Genomic DNA, 22,361 nt, shown 5'->3' with positions numbered 1-22,361 from the left:
TTCTAGGTGTAATTATGGTGTTATTTTTGACTTTAACGCAGCAAGTTAACTTAGTTATAGGTCGGATCTGGATACTTGTAAAGAAAGGCAAGAGAGCAGGCATCACCTACTCTCTTGATATGTTACAGGGCTTTAAATCGTATTGCTGTGCCTCCGCTAGTGGCCAGTTGCAATGACAGGGTATCTTCGGCTGTGACGATTTGTTTTTGGATGTCTAATGCATACGGGTTCTGCTGCCAGTTGGCATTTTTACCATCTCGGTATATGTGTGCTTCGTAGCGCTGATCGGCTGCTAAAAAGTCTAGTTTGACTTTGATATCTCGCGCATGTTCATCGGTGATAGCACCTAAATACCAGTCTTTACCAGTGTATTTTCCACGCGCGCGTTCTTGTCGTGCAAACACCACATAGTCGCCAACCTCACCTGCCAAGGCGATACTGTTTTCCCAATCGGTTGGGACGTCTTTGATAAACTGAAAGGCGTCAGGTCTTGCAAGGTAGTTTTCAGGTAGATCGGCTGCCATTTGTACCGGGCTATACAAGACTACATAAAGCGCAAGTTGCTTTGCTAGTGTCGTCTGTGGGCGGTTTGTTTTGTCACCTAGACCGTTAAAACTCATGTCAAATATGCCTGGAGTAAAATCCATAGGTCCAGATAGCATACGGGTGAATGCTAACATAGTGGTGTGCTCTGGGGGATTTGGAGGGGTACCCCAAGCATTAAACTCTTGGCCTCGAGCCCCCTCGCGGGTTAGCCAGTTGGGATATGTACGGCGGAGTCCTGTATCCTTAATCGGTTCATGAGTATTGATACTGAGTTTATATTTTGCTGCGAGCTTCACGTTATCGAGATATTCATTGACCATAAACTGACCATCGTGCCACTCAAATCGGGCGTGTCCACGCTCATCAATACGTTTGATATTGCCGCCATCTGCGACATATCCAGTTTTAATTTGACTGACACCATTTTGCGCATACAGTTTGAATGCGGCATCCATTTGGTTGCGGTAGTTGCTGACATTGCCGGATGTTTCATGATGGCCGATAAGGCGTGCACCCACCTTTTCGGCATGGGTTTTAATGGCATTAAAATCAAAGTCAGGGTAGGGCTCGGTAAAGCTAAATACATCGCCATTAAAGAACCAATCGCCATCCCAACCAGTATTCCAGCCTTCAACTAAGACACCATCAAAACCATGCTCAGCGGCAAAGCTCAAATACTCTTTGGTTCGCTCAGTGGTTGCGCCGTGTTTATCGCCGCTCCCCCACGTGTTTTTTCCTATGTGCATTCCCCACCAAATACCGGTGTATTTTCCGGGCTCTACCCAAGAAACATCACCCAGTTTATTTGGTTCATTGAGGTTCAAGATTAGGCGAGAGTTGAGTAAGTCGGTAGCATGCTCTCCCACTTGTATTGTTCGCCATGGAGACTTGAATCGGCCATTGGTTTTGACCGCTATTCCATCGGACCATGGGGTGAGATCACTGATAAATGTACCCGGCCTGCGTTGATTGAGGGTCATGCCTGCATAGTCAACCAGAGCGGCTTCATGGATACTTAGATGCACGCCGCGTTTATTCCTAAATGTAAATGGCGTGTGGACATGTGTAGCATCGTGCAGTGGTGTGGTGTTATAGGTATATTCATAACGATTCCAACCTCTCGCAGGGATCCACCAAGCTTGACTATCACCGCTGTCTGCGACACTAAATTCAGTGAGTTCCCGGGTGATATATCTCGCATCCGCTTTATCAACTTCGTAGCGAAAACCCAGTCCATCATTAAACGTGCGGATCCGAACTCGGTATTGTGTATTTTTTTTACGTTTATCAGCAAAAGTGACCAATAGCTCATTGTGGTGATCAACAATCGTACGGGCTTCACCCCAAGGCTGTTGCCAAGTGTTGTTATTTGATTGGCGCTTAACAGCACTGATATACAAGTTGTCTCTCATTGATGGTGCTCTGGCAAAGTCAAACCCAAGCGTTGACGGGTTGATCACCGTGTGTCCTTTGAAAGCGACTTGATACTTTGGCTGTGAACCATCATCACTGATGGTTACCGTGAGCTGCTGATCCGGTGAAGAGACTTTAAAACTGGCTGCGTGTACAGTGGATGTCAATGACAATAAGCTGGCAACGAAACCTATGGTAGAGCAAAGTGAATTTGAATAGCGCATGTTTTTTCCATATAGGCAACTGGTTATGGCTAGCTTACGGACAAATTTTGCCTCTCTGAATGGTTTGCATACGTATTCAAATTTAAAATGCGATGAATGCATTATTTGCGTCGTCCGGTCTATACTCAAATGAAAAATAAGGCCAGATAAGGATTGTGCTCAATGCAATTTCAGCAGCAAGTAAATAAAGCAATAACAAAGCGTGCTCGGTGGCAATACGGAGTGGCCCTAAGTGCTTGTTTGATGTCTTCAATGGGGGTGGCAAAACCATTGACACTTAACGTTACGGGCAAGGATGGGAAGCCAGTGAAAGAAGCTGTGGTGTGGTTTGAAAGTAAACAACTTACTTTGAAGCAAAACACGCTCAAGCAAAGTTATAAAATGGGGCAAAAAGATCGGGCATTCACACCGCATATCTTAGTTGTACCAAAAGGTGCGGAGGTCTCTTTTCCAAACTATGACTCGATTTTGCATCATGTCTATTCATTTTCAGCCGCACAACCGTTTGAATTTAAGTTGTACCGCGACAATCCACAATCCTTAACCTTTGGCAATACCGGTGTAGTCGAACTGGGGTGCAATATCCATGACTGGATGCTCGGCTACATTCTGGTGGTCGACTCGACCTATTTCGCGGTGACAGATGAACACGGTAAAGCTGTCATCGATATGCCAGAACAGTTGCAATCAGAATTGGTCATTAATGTGTGGCATGAAGGATTTGCCAATTTGGATCAGCCGGAGCGCAAGCAACTAAAATCGCTGCCAAATACATTTACCTTAACCTATCAGCTCAATCAGTCTTTGTTTGAGCTGAAAGAAGACTTTTCAGATGAGTTTGATGATTATGAATAACAGCACAAAAAATATCTTTGTCATTCCGTCTATGTGCGCACTGTTTGTTGGCTTTAGCAGTGTGTCCAGTCAAAGTTACGCTGGGCAGCATAAAGGGGTCGTGCAAGCAAATTGGCAATCGACGAGTGCCTACCCATCTTGGTACTCTCGAGGCGCATCGGTCAATCGTTTTGGTCAAGGTGAAGATGGGGTCAATATTAGCAGAGCGTTGGTGCAGTCTCGCTTTGAAATAGGCTCTAGTTGGTCGGCGCACAGTAGCTTGCAGTACGTGCCAGATCCTGATGATAAAGTGGGGTTTACAGAGCTTTTTGTCGAGTATAAACCCGTGACAAGGGGAGCTTATCAGCCACAATTACGCGTTGGTGGCTTTTATCCAAAGATGTCGTTGGAAAATCCTGATATTGGATGGTCGTCACCCTATAACTATAGCTATTCCGCGCTAAATGCTTGGCTTGGTGAAGAACTTAGAGCGTTTGGCTTAGAGGCCAGTGTGAAGCGTAGCGGTAAACGATTAGCCAAACAGAGTGCGCACAATTGGCAGTGGCTGGCGGGTGTTTATAAGGGCAATGATCCTTTAGGCGCAGTGTTGGCATGGCGTGGCTTTGCGCCCCACGATAGACAGTCCGTATTCAATGAAGCTTTGGCCTTAAGACCAACTGCAGGATTTAGAGCGCCCCAGCTACGTAAACAGGCATGGCAAATAGAGCCTTTTACCGAAATTGATGGGCGCTTTGGCTATTATGTTGGTGCGCATTGGAGCTATCAGAACCGTCATGATTTACGAGCCTATTGGTACGATAATAATGGTGATCCCGGGGTGGTCAATTACCACACAGGGCAATATGCTTGGGATACAAAATTTTGGAGCCTAGCCTATAAATATAAGATTACAAAACGCACCCATCTCATTGCGCAAGCCATGTCAGGCAATACGGCAATGGGTTTTTCTCGGGGTGTAGACAATGATTTTGACAGCCAATTCGTCCTATTGACACACCGTTGGCAAGAATATCGGGTGAGTGGCCGCATCGAGCAGTTTAAAGTCAAAGATATGGATCATTGGGCCTTTGACCCCAATGACAGTGATGGCGGTGCTATTACTGCAACGGTTAAATGGCGATTTTCAGAGAGCTGGCGATTTGGCGCTGAATTTCAGTATCTAGAAACCAAAGTGGCCAATCGTGCTGACGATAACTTGCCAACTCGCCAAATTGAACAATTGTGGCGAGTGAGTGGAGAGTATCGCTTTTAGTTTGCGGCTGATTGATTTCAGCCGCAACGACAGTCAGCTAGTCACATAGCCTGTTGAGACCGTTAAGTGCAGCAACTCGGTAGGCTTCTGCCATAGTAGGGTAGTTGAAGGTGGTATTGACGAAATACTCGACATTATTGCCTTCTCCTTTTTGTTCCATAATGGCTTGACCAATGTGTACAATTTCGGAAGCACGCTCACCAAAGCAATGAATACCCAATATTTCTTTGGTTTTTGTGTGAAACAATATTTTTAAACTGCCTACTTCTGTGCTGGCAATTTGTGCACGAGCAAGGTGTTTAAACTGAGCTCTACCAACTTCATAGGGTATTTTGGCAGCTGTGAGCTCTTGCTCTGTCTTGCCGACTGAGCTCATTTCTGGAATGGTATAAATCCCAGTTGGGATGTCGGTGATTAAGCGTTCGTCACACTGCCCATTGGCAATCGCATTGGCAGCAATTCGACCTTGATCAAATGCCGCACTGGCAAGACTTGGATAGCCGATCACGTCACCCACAGCGTAGATATTCTCAACCTGTGTTTGGTAGTATTCATTGACGCGTAATTGACCGCGCCCATCGGCTTTAAGACCTACAGCCTCGAGGTTTAAACTATCGGTATTACCTGTTCTACCATTGGCCCACAGGATACAATCAGCTTTCACTTTTTTACCCGATTGAAGATGTAGAATAACGCCTTTGTCACTGGTTTCTACTTTGGCAAACTCTTCATTATGACGGATCACAATACCGCTGTTCCAAAAGTGATAGCTCAGTGCATCTGATATTTCATCATCCATGAATGAAAGAAGTCGATCACGTGTATTGATCAAGTCTACTTTAGCACCTAAGCCTTTAAAGATTGAGGCATATTCACAGCCAATCACACCAGCGCCGTATACGATCACCCGTTGTGGGTTGTGCTCTAGGCGTAAAATTGTATCGCTGTCATACACCCTTGGGTGATCAAAGTTAATTTCAGGTGGGCGGTATGGTCTTGAGCCTGTGGCAATGACAATGGTTTTTGCTGTAAGCACATCTTGCGAGCCATCAAGGTGAGTCACTTTGACCGTATTAGCATCGATAAAGCTGGCTTCACCTTGGAAAAGGTGAATGCGATTTCTGTCGTAAAAGCTGGAGCGCAGTGAAGACTGTTTGCCAATCACGTCACTGGCATGATTTAAAATATCTTGAAAGGTTAACCGCTTAGGACGTTCAGTAAATCGATATAGGGGATTTGCTTTATATTCAATTAATCGGCTAACAGAATGCCTAAGCGCTTTTGAAGGAATAGTGCCCCAGTGAACACATCCACCACCAACCGCGGTTTGCTTCTCTATCACGGCAACTTTGCGTTGACTCTTTGATAAGTTCATCGCAGCCCCTTCGCCACCGGGCCCAGTTCCTATGATGATGGCGTCATACTGAAATGATTGCGGTGGTTGCTCACTGGGTTGTTGTTTGGATTTAGTCACGGCCTCGCCTTACTTGCTCAATTGGGAGGCCGTTTAGGTGCGCAGCTAGCTTGTTGCGCCTTTTAACAGCCTCGAGTTTAATGCCAACCATGCCTGCTTTTGTGTATGCCAAGCCTGCTCTAACTCTGAATATTGTTTGTGCAGTGCTGATTGTTCACACTGTTCTAAAACGGCATGTTTTTTAGCTTCGAGTAATTGCTTTTGGATTGCACAGAAATTCTGTAACTTTTTCAAAAGCAAATCATATTCTTGCTGTAACAATGTAAGCTTATCTTGTGCTAAAGGCAATTTTGCAAGCGTAACTTTCGTTTTATTCAACAAGGTTTCTGCTTTGGCTTTTTCAATGCGCTCTACTGGTGTACGTTTTAACTTACTGGCAAGGCCTAGGTAAGATAAAACACCAATCATCCACTTGGTTGGATCGTAGTGGTACCAGCGGATCCCATTACGGTAGTCACTGGCGAAAATATGATGGAAGTTATGATAGCCCTCACCATATGTGAGCAAGGCTAAGAAACCATTATCTCGGGCGGTATTTTTTTCGGTATAAGGGCGGCTGCCCCAAATGTGCGCCAGCGAGTTAATGAAAAAAGTGAAGTGCTGCGACAAAACTAAACGTAATACACCGGCAAGCAACAGCATGCCAACGATATCACCGAGTGCTAAGCCAAGTAATAGTGGAATACCAATGTTGGTGAGCAGAACCAATTTGAGGTAGTGCTTGTGTTGCCACATAACGATCTTATTGCGCTGTAGGTCTCGTGCATTGCTGTAGTCGCCATAATTGTCACCTTGGTAGTCACGCAGCATCCAACCTATATGGCTATACCAAAAGCCACGAGTTGCGGCATACGGGTCTTTCACAGGATCATCGACTTGACCGTGATGAACGCGATGATCACTACTCCAATGTAAGATGCTATTTTGCAGCGCAAATGCACCACCAAGTGCAAAAATAACCTGGATCACGGGATGTGTTTCATAGGCTTTATGTGCCCAAAGGCGGTGATAACCAGCGGTGATCGACATGCCAGCGTAAAACATACATGCGATAAATGCGACCCAATGGGTGAACGTATAACCGTACTCATAGCCGTACCAAGGTACCAGCGTGACGGCGGCTAAAAAAGACAGACTAAAAAATATCACATTAGTCCAAATAATAGGCGGTTTTTTCATTTTTAAAATCTCAGCGTACACTTGTACGCTAAAATAGTATTTCATTCTTGTGCCGTCAAGTATTAGACTGCCCAATTAGCGTATTGAGTGAAATAAAGTAGGGGGCATTGATGTCAGGTGTGCGTGCACAACAAAAACAAAAAACTCGACAAGCATTGATTGAGGCGGCATTCAATCAGCTCAGTGCTGAGCATAGCTTTTCTAACTTGAGCTTACGTGAAGTGGCACGAGAAGCGGGGATTGCGCCCACGTCTTTTTATCGTCATTTCAAGGACATGAATGAATTGGGGCTGACCCTAGTCGATGAAGCGGGACTTACACTAAGACAGCTAATGCGCCAAGCACGAAGGCGCATTGCCAGTGGTGGTAGTGTCATTGATACATCTGTGCAGACATTTATGGAGTTTATCGAAACGTCTAGTAACCAATTCCGGCTATTGCTGAGAGAGCGATCGGGCACCTCCCCCGCGTTTCGCGCTGCCGTAGCCAGAGAGATAAAGCATTTTATATTGGAGTTGGCTCATTATTTAGAGTCTGAAACTAAAGTCGATGCGCATCACGCTTATATGCAGGCAGAAGCAATGGTGACTTTGGTATTTAGCTCAGGCGCAGAGGCGCTTGATCAGGATCAGCAGCAACGGGCAGAGCTAACTGCCAGACTGATATGGCAGCTGCGTTATATTGCTAAAGGTGCGGCGGGTTATCAAAAGAACCACTCTTAATTTCGTTAAGTGGTGACTCGGCAGCCTCTAGGGTTGTGAAAAAACCTAGCAGGCTCATATGCATGCAAATGCTCATTTGCGATCACGGCATATTCAGTAAGAATACGGCTTCTCTGGATGACAGTGTAATTTTGAGTACAATCCCAGATAACTGCAGTACTTTCCCTTACTTGTCAATTTAATTAATAGCAATATTGTTATTTTCTGTCTTATTTAAATTTGTCCCTGTATCTAAAACTTGATTTTGTTGCCTTTTTTGCGTTTCTTTCGGTGGTTTTGTTTGTTTTTTGTTAATTTTGAGTTTATCAAAAATTAATTTAATGATGTTTTTTGCTCATTTTGATGTAATTACTCTATACATCCAAAGAGTGCTGTAGTATAAAATATGATCAAAACAACTTGAATAATGTTACATTGTTAACATTCTGCTCACTACAATTAAAAGGATAAATTGTATGAAACGTGTAGATGTTTTGCTTGGTCTATCTTTGAGTATACTCATTGTTTCTAATGCTTTTGCCTCAGTAGAATCAACACCTCTCTACAATAAGCAGTATCTATGGCATGAGATCGAGCGCGCCGTCGCAATAAAGCCACAATCCGAAGTTACGGCTAATAGATCTAACCTAGGTGACAACATCCAATATCGGTTGACGAAATCAGTTGGGACGACTTCAGTTTACCAACACTATCAAGCTTTTTATGGGGCATTTCCTATCTTAGACAGTAACTTGGTTATTGCGCGCAATGCAGATGGGTCAATCCGTCAAACAATGGGGAAATGGATAAAAGGCGTGGTTGCGAAGCTCCCAACTGAGTATCACAGCATGACAACCTCGGCTTTGCAGCAAGTGGTGCAGCAAATGGAGATTGTCCGAAATGCGCAAAGAGTTGAGACGCAAAAAGCGTACGTTTTGCAAGATAAACAGCTGTTACCTGTGATTCAAATAGAAGCTTGGTTTAAAGACCGTCATGAGACGCTAATACTGAGTGCAATTGATCTCAAAGTGATTTCTCAATATGACAATACGCAATATGCTTTCACTCCGAGCCCTTTATCTAACAGCGGCTATCAAGTTGGCGGTGGCATAGGGGGAAGCTTCAAATTAGGAGCGGTGTGTTATTCGCCTAGCCCCAATAGTATGCAAAATTGTACACGTTACCAATTTGACGATACGTCGCCGGTAGGTAAAGAGTTATTGTTTGAGGATTTAGATGCCGATGCCATTTTTGCAGAGTTTAATGGCTACCCCTATGTAATTAAAAAATCTCAACAACGCTGTATTCTTGAAAACCCTTATGTTACGACCTTTGATGCAAAAATCTCAGAAACTGAGCCTGTTTCATATCTATGCCAGAACAATAATGAAAACTACGATAAAGCTGAAATAGACTCTACCTACGGCACTTACTATAGCTACAGTGCAGCCAACGAAGCACATTTTAATGCGGGGTTGGTGATGCAGTTTTTCCATAAAAACCTGAGAAAGATTTTTCCCGCACAAGTGCAAGACTGCTCGGATACGGGTTACTGCATTAAACCGTTATTACAGAAAGTAAACAAACATACCATCTTAGGATCCAACTACGCATCGTGGGATGGCACTTATGCCAATTATGGTCCAGGTAACGGGGGCTATGAGTTTTATTCATTGACTGGACTAGGAATTGTTGCCCACGAGGCGGCGCACGCTATTACACAATGGAACTCATCATTGGGCAATGGCGATATCGACCGCGCAATTAATGAAGGTATGTCGGACATCGCGGCCATTGCTGCGCTCGATTATTATCAGCATGCATCGAGCGGTTCATATACGCAATCTCAACCATTTTTGGATTTATTTTTTGAACAACCCGGACAATATACTAACAATCGCAAGTGGTGGTATGGCTGGGATGTTATGGCCGCTGATCTACCTGCACGATATTTTGAATTACCGTCTTGGGATGGCAGGAGTATTGATCACTGGAAAGACTTTACCAGTACTAAAACGGGCCATGACAATGGGGGGGTCTTAAGAAAAGCATTCTACGAGCTTGTTAAAACCCATGGGTGGAGTATCCAAGATGCTTATAGCTTGTTCTTGCGGGCGAACGCGGCGCAATGCTTGTTTTCAGGTATATCAATCAATGAGTTTGGCTACTGCCTGTTAGACCAGACTGAGCACATGACCGTTGCAGATAAACCTGCTTCAGCCATCGCTGCAAACGTTTCAGACAGTTTAGCTGGGGTTGGGATTTCAACCGGAATTGGCTTATCAACGTTAGATGCCGATACTTGGTTAAACTACAATACCGTGAACTATGACTTAAGCCGACTAGATAGTAATACGATCTCGCAAATCGATATCTTTTGGGGTGATGGCCAAGTTGAAAAGTGGCGCCGCAGTGACAATACGGCAATCTACCCATTTTTAAAGCGGAAAAAAGTGGTCACTGAAGATAAATTAATGCGCTTTTCTATTGATGTTACGACTATAGATGGCACATCGCGCAGCGCTTTTAATCACTTTTTTAGCCGTAAAGCACAATCTTGCGCACCGTACACGAACAGCGACCTTCTGCACAGCACGTCACTCTCTTTTGGTGGTCATCAAATAAATGATTTACCTGCGGGATATACAGCACAATTTGCAGCACCGCGTGCGCTGGCAAAAAATCGTGACTACGTACTTAACTTTTCACAGGATTTAACAGGTAAGCTGGTATCCGTATTCTTCGACTATAACAAGAATGGTTTGATTGAAAGTGAAGACGAGGTCCTGCGCAACCAGAAAATTACTGGTGACTCTGTTTCATTCAAAGTTAGCCAAAAAGCCACATCAGGCATGGGGGTGTTACGTATCGCCATAACGACCAATGAATTTGACTACTATATTTGGGATGGTTGTGGTGTAGTTGATAATGGTCAAGTGTTGGATGTGATGTTAGATATTGATTCTAAAAACTTGCCAATTATTTCAGACTTTGAAATTCAACCTCTTGATAATAATCGCGTAAAATTTATCAATACCTCGCAGCTCAATGTCGATAAGTCAGCTCAGTATCTGTGGCGTTTCGGTTTTGATAATAAAACCAGCACGGAAAAAGACCCGAGTATTGTGAGCTATCCTTCAGCAGGTGGCACATTTAATGTGTCGCTAGAAGTACGGTATGCGGACAACAGTGAGTCGGATACCAAGTTTGACCAAATTACCTTGTCCAAAGTGGATGAGTGTCCAGCAAAAATCAGTAACAGTGCCAATGCTGGGGTATTTTTTATCGATGAAATTAAGTTGTTCAGATACTCTACTGAACTGGCGACATTGACCAACGCACAAGGGCATAACCCTCAAGGCTATAGCAAATTTATTGCGTCAAACTTTGAAGCGGAGCAACGGTCCAATTTAAGTGTAGAAATTGCCACTAACCTGATCCCCCGTTCAACAGCAGAGCGGCTACTTGAGAACGCTAACCGAGGTGTGAGGTTCACAATTTGGTTGGATAAAGATAGTGATGGCAAGTTTGTGGAGTCGGAGTCGAGCTTTGACAATGATCCAAACTATAGCTATTGGCTAGACAACAGTGAGTGTCGCTCTATTTCAGGTAGTGAGTATTGTCGGATCAAAGCCACAAAGTCCATTTCATTACCACGCGTATCTTGGCTCGAATGGTCAAAAGACTTTTATATACGTGCAAAACTAGAAGAGTACCCCGCGGAAAATACTTATAAAAAGGACTCATGTAGTTTGTTCGATTACGGCGAAATACATGATTTTCGTATCAAAGTTAAATACTAATCAATAAATAACCGCTCGCAGTCATGTAGGCAAAGGTTCCTTTGCCTACGAGCTACCTTGTATCACTAATCTAAAAGGAAACTTTATGAAACTTGTTAGCCTAGCAGTGATTGCTGCTTTGGGAGGAGCTTCGTTTGTCGCTGTAGCGAACCCCATCTCCGTCGAAAACCTAAATCTGCAGACAATTGTGCAACCGGATGCGTCGCTCAGTACGTATGAGCAGGTATCTCAGCGTTTGGCGCAACATGGCATCAATGAAAAAAACCGTCCGCATTTATTTCATGTGTTAAAGACCACGGACATAAACCAAGCGAGTCAATCAGAGATGGGCATTGCCAGCGTATCCGGCTTGGCAAATCCGGCAAACACGGAATGCGATAACGAGAAAGTCTGCTCTTTTTTTACTGACATGGGTTTTAGAACAGCCACTGATTCCAACGGCAATGACTACGTTATTATCTCTGCGATAAACAGTGAAACAGCCCCGACGACATATACGTTTTTAGACTTGTCGCTGGTTAATGAACATGGCGAGCCTATTACGATCCCGCGTTTTATTGAGTATTGGGGTGAAGGTGTCACTAAGAAGCGTATGGATATTACTTCTGTTGGTAGACTTAGAGATATTTTACCGAAGTTGATGGCCGCGGAACAAATCTTTGCCAATGCTTGGGTTACCGTTACGTATATCAATGCTAGCGGCGTTGAAGTGGCAGAAACGAAGCAGATGTCGATGGAGTATTCAAAAGATACATTGCTAGCAGATCTTGGCTACGTAAGAAACACTGCTGAAGGACAAGGCTTGGAAGTATTCGACCCAACGGCAGAGATGACAATCCAGCCTGCAAGCAGCTACACACAGATTGGTGCAAGCTTACTTGAGAAAGGGGTGACAGCGCCAGTTGACAGAAAAGAAATTGACAATGCTAACCCAACTAATAATCGCATCAAAGTTTGTTTAAACCGCCGTTACGATGACTGTGATATTGACGCATATTACGATCCCGGTACACCTAACGACCAAATTAAAGCAGTTGTACCATTTACTGGATATAGAGATGTCATGGGCCGTGTTACTAAGATCTATCGCCCTGATTGGTCGACAAAAAATGTCACCTTTGACGACAATGGCAACCCAACTTATACCATTGATCCAAAAGGTGAAAGGCCGGTAGAGCTGTACCATGGTACTGAGATCTTTATCCAAACTAAAGAGCTTGGCGGTGCAACTGCACTCGGCGGTGGATATCAGGGCTCAAACCATTTGTTTTCTGATCATATTAACCTGAAATATTTTACCAAAAAAGTTGGTTCGATGACTTTTGATATGACGCGTATTTCGTGGAATATTCCTAGATCGAAAGGGATCTTTGGTGATGCGCGACTATATGGCCGTTATGAAGATGCACACTGGATCATGAACCTGTCAATTGAAAGTGAGGAGACAAGAGGGCCGCGCAAAATGACCAGAAGATATTCGTACGTTGTTGGTAGTGCGGATATGCCTGATGATCAGTCTTGGAAAGATATTGAGCATCCTCCGCTGCAAATGGTATTTAGCTGTTTGGCAAAAGGAACAATGATTAAGCTTGCCAACGGCAAAGAGCTAGCCATTGAGCAGTTGAGTGTTGGTGAAACAGTTTTAGGTGCTAGCCAGTTTGCGCCAAATGTTCATATACCGCTTGAAATTAAGGATATTTCCATCGGCTCTGAAAGTCAGCCAATGATCAAGCTAACGACTGAGTCTGGCAAAGAGTTATTACTCACTGAATCTCACCCAGTAGTTACACAGTCGGGTGTATCTTCATGGGCCAATAAAGTTCAAGTTGGTGATCGTATCCGCACGGCGTCAGGGCTGGAGTTGATCACTCAGGTTAAAGAACAGAAATACAATGAGCATGTATATAACTTGAAACTAGCCAGAACCGCAGATGACCCAAATCACAGTCCAGGTGAAACATTCTCAATGTTTGCAAATGGCCTACAGGTCGGTGATTTAGCAATGCAAACCGACAATGAATTTGAAGAGCTTGTTGAAACAGAGCAAGACGTCCTCAAGCGCATTCCTGAAGCATGGCACAAAGACTACCTTAATAGCCTCAACAAGTAGGACACAAACTAGCAGAGGCCTTATTCAGGCCTCTTCACGGAGTGAAAACAAATGAAAAAATACAATTTCATTAGCCTTGCGCTGGCTTTGTCAGCAGTTCCAGCCACTGCTCAAATATCTGAAACCCCAAAGACTTTAAGTGAATTGAAGGCGTTGTCTGGCGAGGCAAAGAGCATAGATCTAGTACCGCTCGGAACGGCATATCAAAGTAAAGGGGATGTTTTATTAGGCCTTCAGTCAGTTCAAGGAGTCGCAGTTGAACACCTTGGAAATACCAATATTGACTTTAGAGTCGGTGTTGATCTGAGTTATGAACAGGCACTTAAATTGATCGATGGTAAAGTGGATGCGGGCTTTAAGTTCCCCGCTGTACGCGTTGACGCTGGGGCAAATTACGCAAAAGATATCAGTGCTGATAGATATACGGGCACTTACAGTGTCTATTCGTCGGTAAAGCCTAAGTCTCGTATTTTGATGCCGACCGGCGATGCTGGCTATCAACCGACGCAAGCAGCCAAAGAGTTAGCTCAGGCTTATCCTGGAAACAAAGCGGCCAACTTGGGTGATGGTTTTGTGCAAGGTTTTGCATATGGGTCAAATGTTGTTATCAACATGAAGATAGAATATCGCAATGAGCAAGATAAGCGAAAAATTGGCGGTTATCTGAGTGTTGATTGGATCGGCAAAGTTAAGGTAGATGGACAGCTACAAAAAATTGATGAAGAAAAACGTCAATCGGTCAAAATCTCTATCAGTGGCTACCAAAGTGGTGGAGATCCTAACCGATTACTCAATATCATTCCAAATGGCATCATGCGCTGTACGCTGCTCAACCCTGAACCGTGTTTCAACCTATTTGAAGCGGCGGTCAACTACTTAAAAACTGACTACATTAATCAGTTTGACTCTTTAGATGATTACAACATCACTGAAAGCTATATCACTAAGTACTTAGATTCTGGTGCTGCGCTGCAGCAGTTGATCCCCGACGCGGGTTATACGCCAGTAAACTACCTAACGAAGTTGGTGATAAAAGAATTGACAGCACGTTGGATAGAAGAGCGCCTGACCTATCGCAGAGCGAAAAATCTACAGCGTTATTACGCTGCCCAATTCTCGCCAGAACAATTAAATCAACTCCAGCAAATCGAGAGCTCAAGCCGTGCAAACGCAAACTTGTTTGCAGATATGGTTGATTATTGCGAGCGCAATCCCGAGGGCAATTATTGCATCGACTATGAATCAGGCAATCTCGCTTACTATAGAGATTATAGTGCGATCAGCGATGTATTAAAGTAAGGACACCATTATGAAAAAGCTAACTAAGAGCAATTATGTTTCTTCAATTGCGCTTGCTTCATCGTTGCTCGCAGCAAGTGTACAAGCGCAAACTCCTGCGGACGAACTCATTGAAAATGCCAAGTACAGTGAGTTGGGCGATATGCTCACAACCACGGAGGCCCAAGGCCGGTTTGCTTGGATGAAAAAGTGTTATGACGGTCTGTTGGTTGAAATGTGGGAACAAATGTTTGATACCAGAGAGATCATTCCTAAAGAACAAAAGCTTCAACAGCTGCAACAGCTATGGCTATCTCAAACCAAGGTTGCCGCGGGCCAAGCGCAGTATGTGACCTTTGCCAACGAAGACTTTACTAACCCCTATGAGTGGACGGCAGGAACCAGCGAAAACCAAGCATGCACACTGATGCCGCCAGAGTATCAGGCGGTGGCTTTAAAAACAGCGGTTTTAAAACACAAATACTGCGCAAATACCAGCTTTGGTAGTGAGTGGGAGTGGATTGAAGGTGTCAAAATTGAAGAGTTTGAGCATATGTCAGGCTCTCACGAGCACACTGTGGTATCAGGAAAAGTCGTGACATTGCCTGCAAACCGGGCGGTAAAAGTAACCGTCATACCTGGCAATGTCATTCCTGAGTACCCTTCTTATGTTGCAGTTAGGCTTTGGGCTGATTGGAACCACAATGGTGAATTCGACAACAATGAATTAATGCATTCATCTGCGTCTGATGGGGTATTCCAGTTTGTGTTTAATGTGCCAAAGGATGTCCCAGAGGGCGTGACCTTGATGCGGGTCGCATTAGATGCTGGTGGTGGTTCCGATAATGCTTGTCGACGTATTCAGTATGGCGAAGTTGAAGACTACCTGATCACTGTTCGTTAAGGAAAGATGATATGAAACCTATTTATTTATCAGTTGTTGCGTTGGCACTAACTGGACAAAGTTTGGCAGCGCAAAGTGAAGCAACCGACGTTTCAAACTCAAATCTGTCAGGGTCGGTTATCTCGGGATTGATAAACGACCATGTTGCTATTGGCACTGCATATGATAGCCAAAAAAAGCGCTTTTTAAATGTGCAGCCTGTAGCAGGTGTAATTGATGAAACGTTTGGTAATACAGAGCTAAAATTTAAAACAGGCATTGATATGAGCTATGACGACATGCTCAATACCTTAAATGGCAGTGTTGATGTTGATGTGAATTTTCCAGTAGTACGTGTGTCTGCAGGCGCTTCTTTGGCAAAAGAAATGGCCTCTAGTACTTATTCGAGCTCCTATACATTCAGTGCCGCAAGCACGCCCAAAAAGCGTCTATTTTTGCCAAAAAGCCAAAACCAAGGCTATGTTCTATCACAAGTGGGCCAAGATATTGCCAATAACCATCAAACTAAATTACAAACTTTGGTGGGTGATGAGTTTGTAACGGGTGTTGAATACGGCGCAAACGTTCTCGTAAACCTCAAGATTGATTATGGCAGTAACAAGGACAAATCAGATATTGGCGGTTATTTAGATGTCGATTTATACGGTGGTGTGTTCAACGTGGGTGGGCAGCTTAGATACTTAAAGGACGAAACCAAATCTTCGGTAAAAATAACGGTTCGTGCAGTACAACAAGGTGGTGATCCTAAACAGCTACTGAGCATTATTCCAAATAATATCATTACCTGCTCACTGGACAACCCTAAACCGTGTTTTGATATGTTCTATGAAGCGGTCAAGTACGCGAAAACCGGATTTAATTCGCAGTTAAATAGTTTAAGTGACTACAATGTTGTTCGTTACTATACGACACGTTACGAAAACTCTTCGCTGGCGTTACGCAGTTTAGTTCCTGAGTATCAAATTGTACGCAATGCAACCAAATGGTTGATCAGTGAGCTTGAAGATGACTTTAAGCAAGCCATTCTCGATGAGCAGCGTGCTGACAAGTTGCTCAACAGCTATTATGCATATCTTCCAGAGCAGCAGCGAATTGCAGTCGAGCGGATCAAAAACCTTGCCTATGACAATGCATGGTTCTTCTTTAATGCGGCACAGTTCTGTCGTGATAACCCATTTGGTTATGCGTGTGAAAACAAAGTACAAGAGATGAAAAGTGCATGTGTTGAGCGCGGTAAAGCGTGCCCGGCTAGTTATAACGTCACGGATCTTCAGCTGCCTAGCACTGATAAACAAGACTGGAAGCAGTGTGAGTTAGCTAGACAAGAAGCTGTCAGAGCGGGAGTGGTCACAGAAGAGGAAAGTGCGCGATTCCGTAACTTAAGATGGGCACCAACTTTTATTGATGTTACAGCGCCTGCGCGTGGCATTTTAAATTGGCGTTTATGTGAAGGCGCATTGAGCACCTATGGCAACGCCTTTGCTCAATAACCTGAGTTTGGCCGCATAGTACTATCAGGTCGATGCGGCCTATTTCAAGGAGCGGATATGAAAATTTACTTGGCAGCCTTTGCCACGTTGTTGTCTTGTGTTGCTCATGGCAAGGTGTATTACAGTGAAAAAGCAAAAACAGCGGACTTAGGAAAGGCCTTTAATTTAAATACACACACAATTGAACAACCTTGTTTGCAAGGAGATGTTCAATATCATTCCAGCCTCTCAGGCAGTCTAAATTACTTTCAAAGAGTGGATGAAACTTTAATTCGTCGCCGTACATTTGGTGAAGTGCACGGTGGAATAAACTTATTCATTGTTGCCGGTAGTGTATCGACATCCATGACACACCGCAATGCGACGGATAGTTTGTCTTTGACTTCACAGCTGCATTTGAAATTTAACGAAGGATACAGCACGCTCGAAGAGCGAGCGCTGATCGATGGCGTGGATATTGGCAGCTGCGGGCACAGTTTTATTTATCAAGTGAATTATGGTCGAGATTTATTCGTAAATACTCGCCTGCACTTTAAAACCGTAGAAGATTACAAACGCTTTGTGATCAAGATAAAAATCCGTTTGCTGTTTTTCAAAAAAACCATCACTAAGGTAAAAGAAATCGAAAAGTATGCCGAGAATGCAGTATTCAGTGTTGATGTTAACTCTAATGGACCGTTACCTGAAAAGCTACAAAAGCAGTTAAATGAACGTCCAACCTATTGCCGGGGGAGCAACATAGGTCCTTGCCTAGAAACTCTACATGAATTGGTTGCGTATAGTTTTGATAGTAATGGGTTGGTGAAAGATTTGGCTGCACTGGATAAAGTACCTCGCAGTTTTGTCGTGAAAGGCTTTCGAGATTCTGGTCATTACGGCGCGCAGGATTGGGTAGCGTCACAGAGTAGTGGATATGACACCATTTGGCGCAGCGCTGACAGTCACTATGGTCAGGCAGTGCGTGACTTGGAACGCACTAAGGCATTTTTACAAGTAGCAACGGAATCTGAATATGAACTGGCAAAGCTTCGTTATGAACAGGCGCAGGCAAAGCTTGCTGATGCCGAGTTACTTAAATCTCGCTGTTTTTCGAAACCTTGGCTAGTAGAATGCAGCAGCCTTTAAACGTAGCACTTTAAGATTGGCCTTAAGGCTGATCTTTGTGTCTCTTCAATTAGGCTGGATAACATGCTGAGGATTACAGAAGGGACGTCTTTTTCTATATACGTACTAACTTTTGGAGTGTTAAGACAAAAAAATGATTATAAAGGATATTTTAGTTACTTATGTGCTTTTCTCGTAATGTTTTGTTAACTTTTGCGTAGGAGCTAAGATACACTCAACTTATCAACTGCACCGCTAAAAATACATATATCAAGGAACTGATATGAAAAAGCTATTACCTATTTTACTGTTCATGTTCGCCTCCCATTTAAGTGCTGCACAGCTTGATTACTTTTGGGACTTTGGTGATGGTACTATCTCCTATCTTGCAGAACCGGAACACCAGTATAAGGCTGCTGGAATTTATACCGTTAAGAGAGAAGTCTATCAAAATGGCATTTTGGTGATGGAAAGCGAGCAAATTGTCGATCTGGTAACGCCGAAGATAGTAGCGCTGGAAATTGCTTTGCCATCGCAAATAATTGCCAAACAAGGCACCGAGATATCCGCACTGTTAACAACCAGCGAGCCTATAGAGATGCTCAAATATCAATGGTTTTTAGATGAGGAATCACTCGGTGATGCCGTACAAGAAGCTGTCCTAGAACATGTATTTGAGAGATCAGGTAAGCATATGTTGAAGCTCCATGCACTTTGGGGCGCGACTATTGTAAAGTCGACAGAGATTGAGCTAGAGGTAGTTCGAGAAAGCGACAACATAGATCCGGGCGATGGTACTGACCCAGATGATGGAAATAAAGGGACAGATCCTGATGATGGTAACAACGTAACACCACCAGATAATGGCAATAAAGCACCTGACAATAGTGACAAGACACCAAACCATGGGGAAGGAGACAGTGGTGGAGGCGGGAGTTTAGGTATTGTGAGCTTATTTGGGCTGCTGTGTTTAATCAGTCGAAGACGTAAGTAAAAACAAAAAAACCGCCCTAATTGGCGGTTTTTTTACGTACAAAATTTAATTCAGATGTGACGTGATTTTGTAGTAAAGCACAGGTCCAAAAGGTCATTGCCTGCATTATTTAATCGTATTTGCGGTTTTATTGGGTGATTTTGTTTTTTGTTTTAGGTGTTTTACTTGGTTTGTTGAAATTTTTATGCTTGATCTGAGCTTTTTAGGCATGTTAAAACATATTTAATACATCAACAGGTACGATTGCTCTAAATGAAAAACATCATGTTACTGACAACTTTGCTTAACCTCTTACTGATTATTGTAGGTAAGGGCGGGGCTTAGTTGCGTGTTTTGAGCAACCAAATAGCAAACCCCGCCAACGAGCGGGGTTTTTTATTTTGCGCAAGCGAGGAAATAGGAATGCAGGACAAGGTTTGGATTTTTGATACAACGTTAAGAGATGGAGAGCAAGCTCTAAAAGCAAGCTTGACCGAAGAAGATAAGATTCAGCTGGCACACACCATAAGTCGACTTAACGTTGATGTGATGGAAGTGGGGTTTCCCGTGTCGAGTCCTGCTGATTTCAGAGCGGTACAACGCATTGCTCAAGAGGTAAAGGGACCCATTATTTGTGGTTTAGCCCGTGCTATGCCAAAAGACATTGAGGCCTGTGGACTCGCATTAAAAGGGGCTGAACGAGGGCGTATTCATACGTTTATTGCCACCAGCCCTTTGCATTTAGAGCACAAGTTACGTAAGTCCCTTGACGATGTTATCGAAATGGCTGAGCGCTCTATAAAACAAGCATTGCAGTACACCGATGATGTTGAATTTTCTTGTGAAGATGCTGGCCGTACGCCATACGCTGATCTATGCAAAGTTGTAGAGCGTGCAATTTCAGCTGGGGCGACAACAATAAATATCCCAGACACCGTTGGTTATACGACGCCAGATGAGTACGCGGCTATTATTCATCACTTGCGCAACACAGTACCAAACATTGATAAAGCAAGGTTGAGTGTGCACTGTCATAACGACCTTGGTTTAGCGGTTTCTAACTCTATCGCCGCTGTGCAGGCGGGGGCAAGACAGATCGAGTGTACAATCAATGGCATTGGAGAGCGCGCGGGAAATTGCTCATTGGAAGAAGTCGCCATGATCATGAAAATGCGTGAGGATCATCTAAAAGTACATACCGATATTCGCACTGAAGAAATTTATCGCGCCTCACGCCAAGTGGCAACAATTTGCAATATGCCAGTGCAACCAAATAAAGCCATTGTTGGTGAAAATGCGTTTGCACATAGCTCTGGTATTCACCAAGACGGTGTTTTAAAAGCGCAAAATACCTATGAAATTATGGCGCCTGAAATGGTTGGCGTGCCTAACAATCAATTGAATATGACGTCACGTTCTGGCCGTCATGTGATTGAACATCGTTTATCAGAGCTTGGTTATCAAGCTGAAGATTATGATATGGACCAGTTGTACAGCAGCTTTTTAGAGCTTGCAGACCAAAAAGGCACAGTCTACGACTATGACCTAGAAGCCATGATCTACTTTAATCAAATTGCGGAACCAGATGAGTTCTATCAATTGCAGTTTGTCAATGCATCATCAAACTCTCAGTCAATTGCCAGTGCAACTGTGGGCATGAGCTTAGGTGGTGACTTAGTGCAAGAAGCGGCAACCGGTAATGGTCCCGTTGAGGCTGCGTTTTTGGCAATAGAGCGTATCACAGGTCAAGCAGTCGAAATGATTGAATACAACTTGGAAGCCACAGGTCAAGGTGCAAGTTCGCTTGGTCAAGTAAATATTATCGCGAAATGTGACGGTCGCCAGTATCACGGTGCAGGCCTAGCGGCGGATGTTGTAGAAGCATCAGCTCGAGCAATGATCCGCGTTTACAATTTAATTGATAGGGCACGAAAGGTGTCTGATCTTAAACAACAAAGGAAAGCAGGATGAATCAAAAAAGTTATCAAGTTGCTGTATTGGCAGGAGATGGCATTGGTCCAGAAGTGATGGCGGCTGCGCAGCGCGTGCTTGAGCGCGTCAGTGAAGAATTTGCATTTAATTTAGACTTGGTTCATCAGGCAATTGGTGGTGCGGCCATCGACGAATTTGGACAGGCTCTACCAGCGCATACACTGGCGGCATGCGAGCAGGCGGACGCTATTTTATTTGGCTCAGTTGGTGGCCCAAAATGGGCAGATCTGCCACCAGAGCAGCAACCTGAGCGTGCATCTTTGTTGCCATTGAGAAAGCACTTTGGTCTATTTTGCAACCTTAGACCTGCCCAGCTGCTACCTGCATTGAGTGCGTCTTCTCCGCTGCGTGCAGATATCAGCGCACAGGGTTTTGACATTTTATGTGTACGCGAGCTAACTGGCGGCATCTATTTTGGTGAAAAAGGTCGAGATGGCAGCGGTGAAAATGAATTTGCCTTCGACACGCAAAAATACAGTCGCAAAGAGATTGAGCGGATCGCTCGCTTTGCTTTTGATGCTGCGCGGTTGCGCAACAATCACGTCACATCGGTTGACAAGTCAAATGTACTGGCATCGAGTGTACTTTGGCGTGAGGTAGTAATAGAAGTCAGCCAAGACTATCCAGATGTAACTCTGGAACACATTTATATTGATAACGCGGCAATGCAATTAGTGAAACAGCCAAGTCAATTTGATGTGCTACTTTGCGACAACTTATTTGGAGATATTTTGTCTGATGAGTGCGCCATGATCACAGGTTCCATGGGTCTTTTACCTTCGGCAAGCCTCAACCAATCGGGGTTCGGTTTATATGAGCCTGCTGGTGGTTCTGCCCCGGATATTGCCGGTAAAGGCATTGCTAACCCAATTGCACAAATCCTCAGCGCAGCATTGATGTTGCGCTATTCCCTAGGTGAGGATGAAGCCGCTCGACGCATCGAAAAAGCGGTGGCTGAAGCTGTTGCACAGGGGATTGGGACACCAGATATATACCCGCAAGCAGCTTATACCACGTTAGATGTGGCTCAGGCGATCGTAGATCGCATTTAATAGTTCGTGTT

General features: G+C 44.1%; 15 protein-coding genes. 12 read left to right on the top strand and 3 right to left on the bottom strand.

Annotated features, from left to right (window positions below; translation table 11 throughout):
* Nucleotides 1–122: 122 nt before the first annotated feature.
* Nucleotides 123–2,183 carry a glycoside hydrolase family 97 protein gene (locus J8M00_RS23420; RefSeq protein ID WP_211012862.1) on the bottom strand — a complete coding sequence of 687 codons (2,061 nt, stop codon included), beginning with the start codon at nt 2,181–2,183 and terminating at the stop codon, nt 123–125.
* 162 nt (nt 2,184–2,345) lie between these two features.
* Between J8M00_RS23420 and J8M00_RS23415 the strand changes: the two genes are divergently transcribed.
* A complete protein-coding gene (locus J8M00_RS23415) occupies nt 2,346–3,038 on the top strand; it encodes a methylamine utilization protein (protein ID WP_247687529.1) in 693 nt (230 codons plus the stop codon).
* Nucleotides 3,031–4,290 (top strand): hypothetical protein, encoded by a 1,260-nt coding sequence (locus J8M00_RS23410; RefSeq protein WP_247687528.1) that lies wholly within the window; start codon nt 3,031–3,033, stop codon nt 4,288–4,290. Before J8M00_RS23415 ends, J8M00_RS23410 begins: the two co-directional genes overlap by 8 nt.
* 37 nt (nt 4,291–4,327) lie before the next feature.
* Here the strand turns inward: J8M00_RS23410 and sthA are convergent, their stop codons facing one another.
* Both sthA and J8M00_RS23400 read right to left on the bottom strand, forming a co-directional pair.
* The gene (gene sthA / locus J8M00_RS23405) at nt 4,328–5,764 is read right to left on the bottom strand and encodes a Si-specific NAD(P)(+) transhydrogenase (protein WP_211012860.1); all 1,437 of its coding nucleotides are present in this window, start codon (nt 5,762–5,764) and stop codon (nt 4,328–4,330) included.
* A gap of 45 nt (nt 5,765–5,809) precedes the next feature.
* Nucleotides 5,810–6,943, bottom strand: a complete 1,134-nt coding sequence (locus J8M00_RS23400; protein WP_211012890.1) for an acyl-CoA desaturase — start codon at nt 6,941–6,943, stop codon at nt 5,810–5,812.
* A 110-nt stretch (nt 6,944–7,053) separates the two neighbouring features.
* Between J8M00_RS23400 and fabR the strand changes: the two genes are divergently transcribed.
* The 10 genes from fabR to leuB all read left to right on the top strand — a co-directional run bounded on the left by fabR (nt 7,054) and on the right by leuB (nt 22,350).
* Complete coding sequence (gene fabR, locus J8M00_RS23395) at nt 7,054–7,665, top strand: HTH-type transcriptional repressor FabR (RefSeq protein WP_211012859.1); 612 nt, start codon at nt 7,054–7,056, stop codon at nt 7,663–7,665.
* Between the two features lie 455 nt (nt 7,666–8,120).
* Nucleotides 8,121–11,447 carry a M4 family metallopeptidase gene (locus J8M00_RS23390; protein ID WP_211012858.1) on the top strand — a complete coding sequence of 1,109 codons (3,327 nt, stop codon included), beginning with the start codon at nt 8,121–8,123 and terminating at the stop codon, nt 11,445–11,447.
* Between the two features lie 85 nt (nt 11,448–11,532).
* Nucleotides 11,533–13,557 carry a Hint domain-containing protein gene (locus J8M00_RS23385; RefSeq protein WP_211012857.1) on the top strand — a complete coding sequence of 675 codons (2,025 nt, stop codon included), beginning with the start codon at nt 11,533–11,535 and terminating at the stop codon, nt 13,555–13,557.
* A gap of 51 nt (nt 13,558–13,608) precedes the next feature.
* On the top strand, nt 13,609–14,856 hold the full coding sequence (locus tag J8M00_RS23380) for a hypothetical protein (RefSeq protein ID WP_211012856.1): 1,248 nt from the start codon (nt 13,609–13,611) through the stop codon (nt 14,854–14,856).
* A 10-nt stretch (nt 14,857–14,866) separates the two neighbouring features.
* On the top strand, nt 14,867–15,739 hold the full coding sequence (locus J8M00_RS23375) for a GEVED domain-containing protein (protein WP_211012855.1): 873 nt from the start codon (nt 14,867–14,869) through the stop codon (nt 15,737–15,739).
* Nucleotides 15,740–15,750: 11 nt separating this feature from the next.
* Nucleotides 15,751–17,229, top strand: a complete 1,479-nt coding sequence (locus tag J8M00_RS23370) for an internalin (protein ID WP_211012854.1) — start codon at nt 15,751–15,753, stop codon at nt 17,227–17,229.
* A 57-nt stretch (nt 17,230–17,286) separates the two neighbouring features.
* Nucleotides 17,287–18,354, top strand: coding sequence for a hypothetical protein (locus tag J8M00_RS23365; RefSeq protein WP_211012853.1), 1,068 nt, complete (start codon nt 17,287–17,289; stop codon nt 18,352–18,354).
* 262 nt (nt 18,355–18,616) lie between these two features.
* Nucleotides 18,617–19,327: a PKD domain-containing protein gene (locus J8M00_RS23360; protein ID WP_211012852.1), complete on the top strand. Its 711-nt coding sequence runs from the start codon at nt 18,617–18,619 to the stop codon at nt 19,325–19,327.
* 402 nt (nt 19,328–19,729) lie between these two features.
* Nucleotides 19,730–21,277 carry a 2-isopropylmalate synthase gene (gene leuA, locus J8M00_RS23355; protein ID WP_211012851.1) on the top strand — a complete coding sequence of 516 codons (1,548 nt, stop codon included), beginning with the start codon at nt 19,730–19,732 and terminating at the stop codon, nt 21,275–21,277.
* Nucleotides 21,274–22,350: a 3-isopropylmalate dehydrogenase gene (gene leuB, locus J8M00_RS23350; RefSeq protein WP_211012850.1), complete on the top strand. Its 1,077-nt coding sequence runs from the start codon at nt 21,274–21,276 to the stop codon at nt 22,348–22,350. The genes leuA and leuB overlap by 4 nt, the downstream gene beginning before the upstream one ends.
* Nucleotides 22,351–22,361 lie beyond the last annotated feature (11 nt).

Source organism: Pseudoalteromonas luteoviolacea (assembly GCF_018100925.1).
Taxonomy (GTDB): Bacteria; Pseudomonadota; Gammaproteobacteria; order Enterobacterales; family Alteromonadaceae; genus Pseudoalteromonas; species Pseudoalteromonas obscura.
Note: the sequence above shows the minus strand (reverse complement) of the source record. Positions and strands in the feature narration are given on the sequence as shown.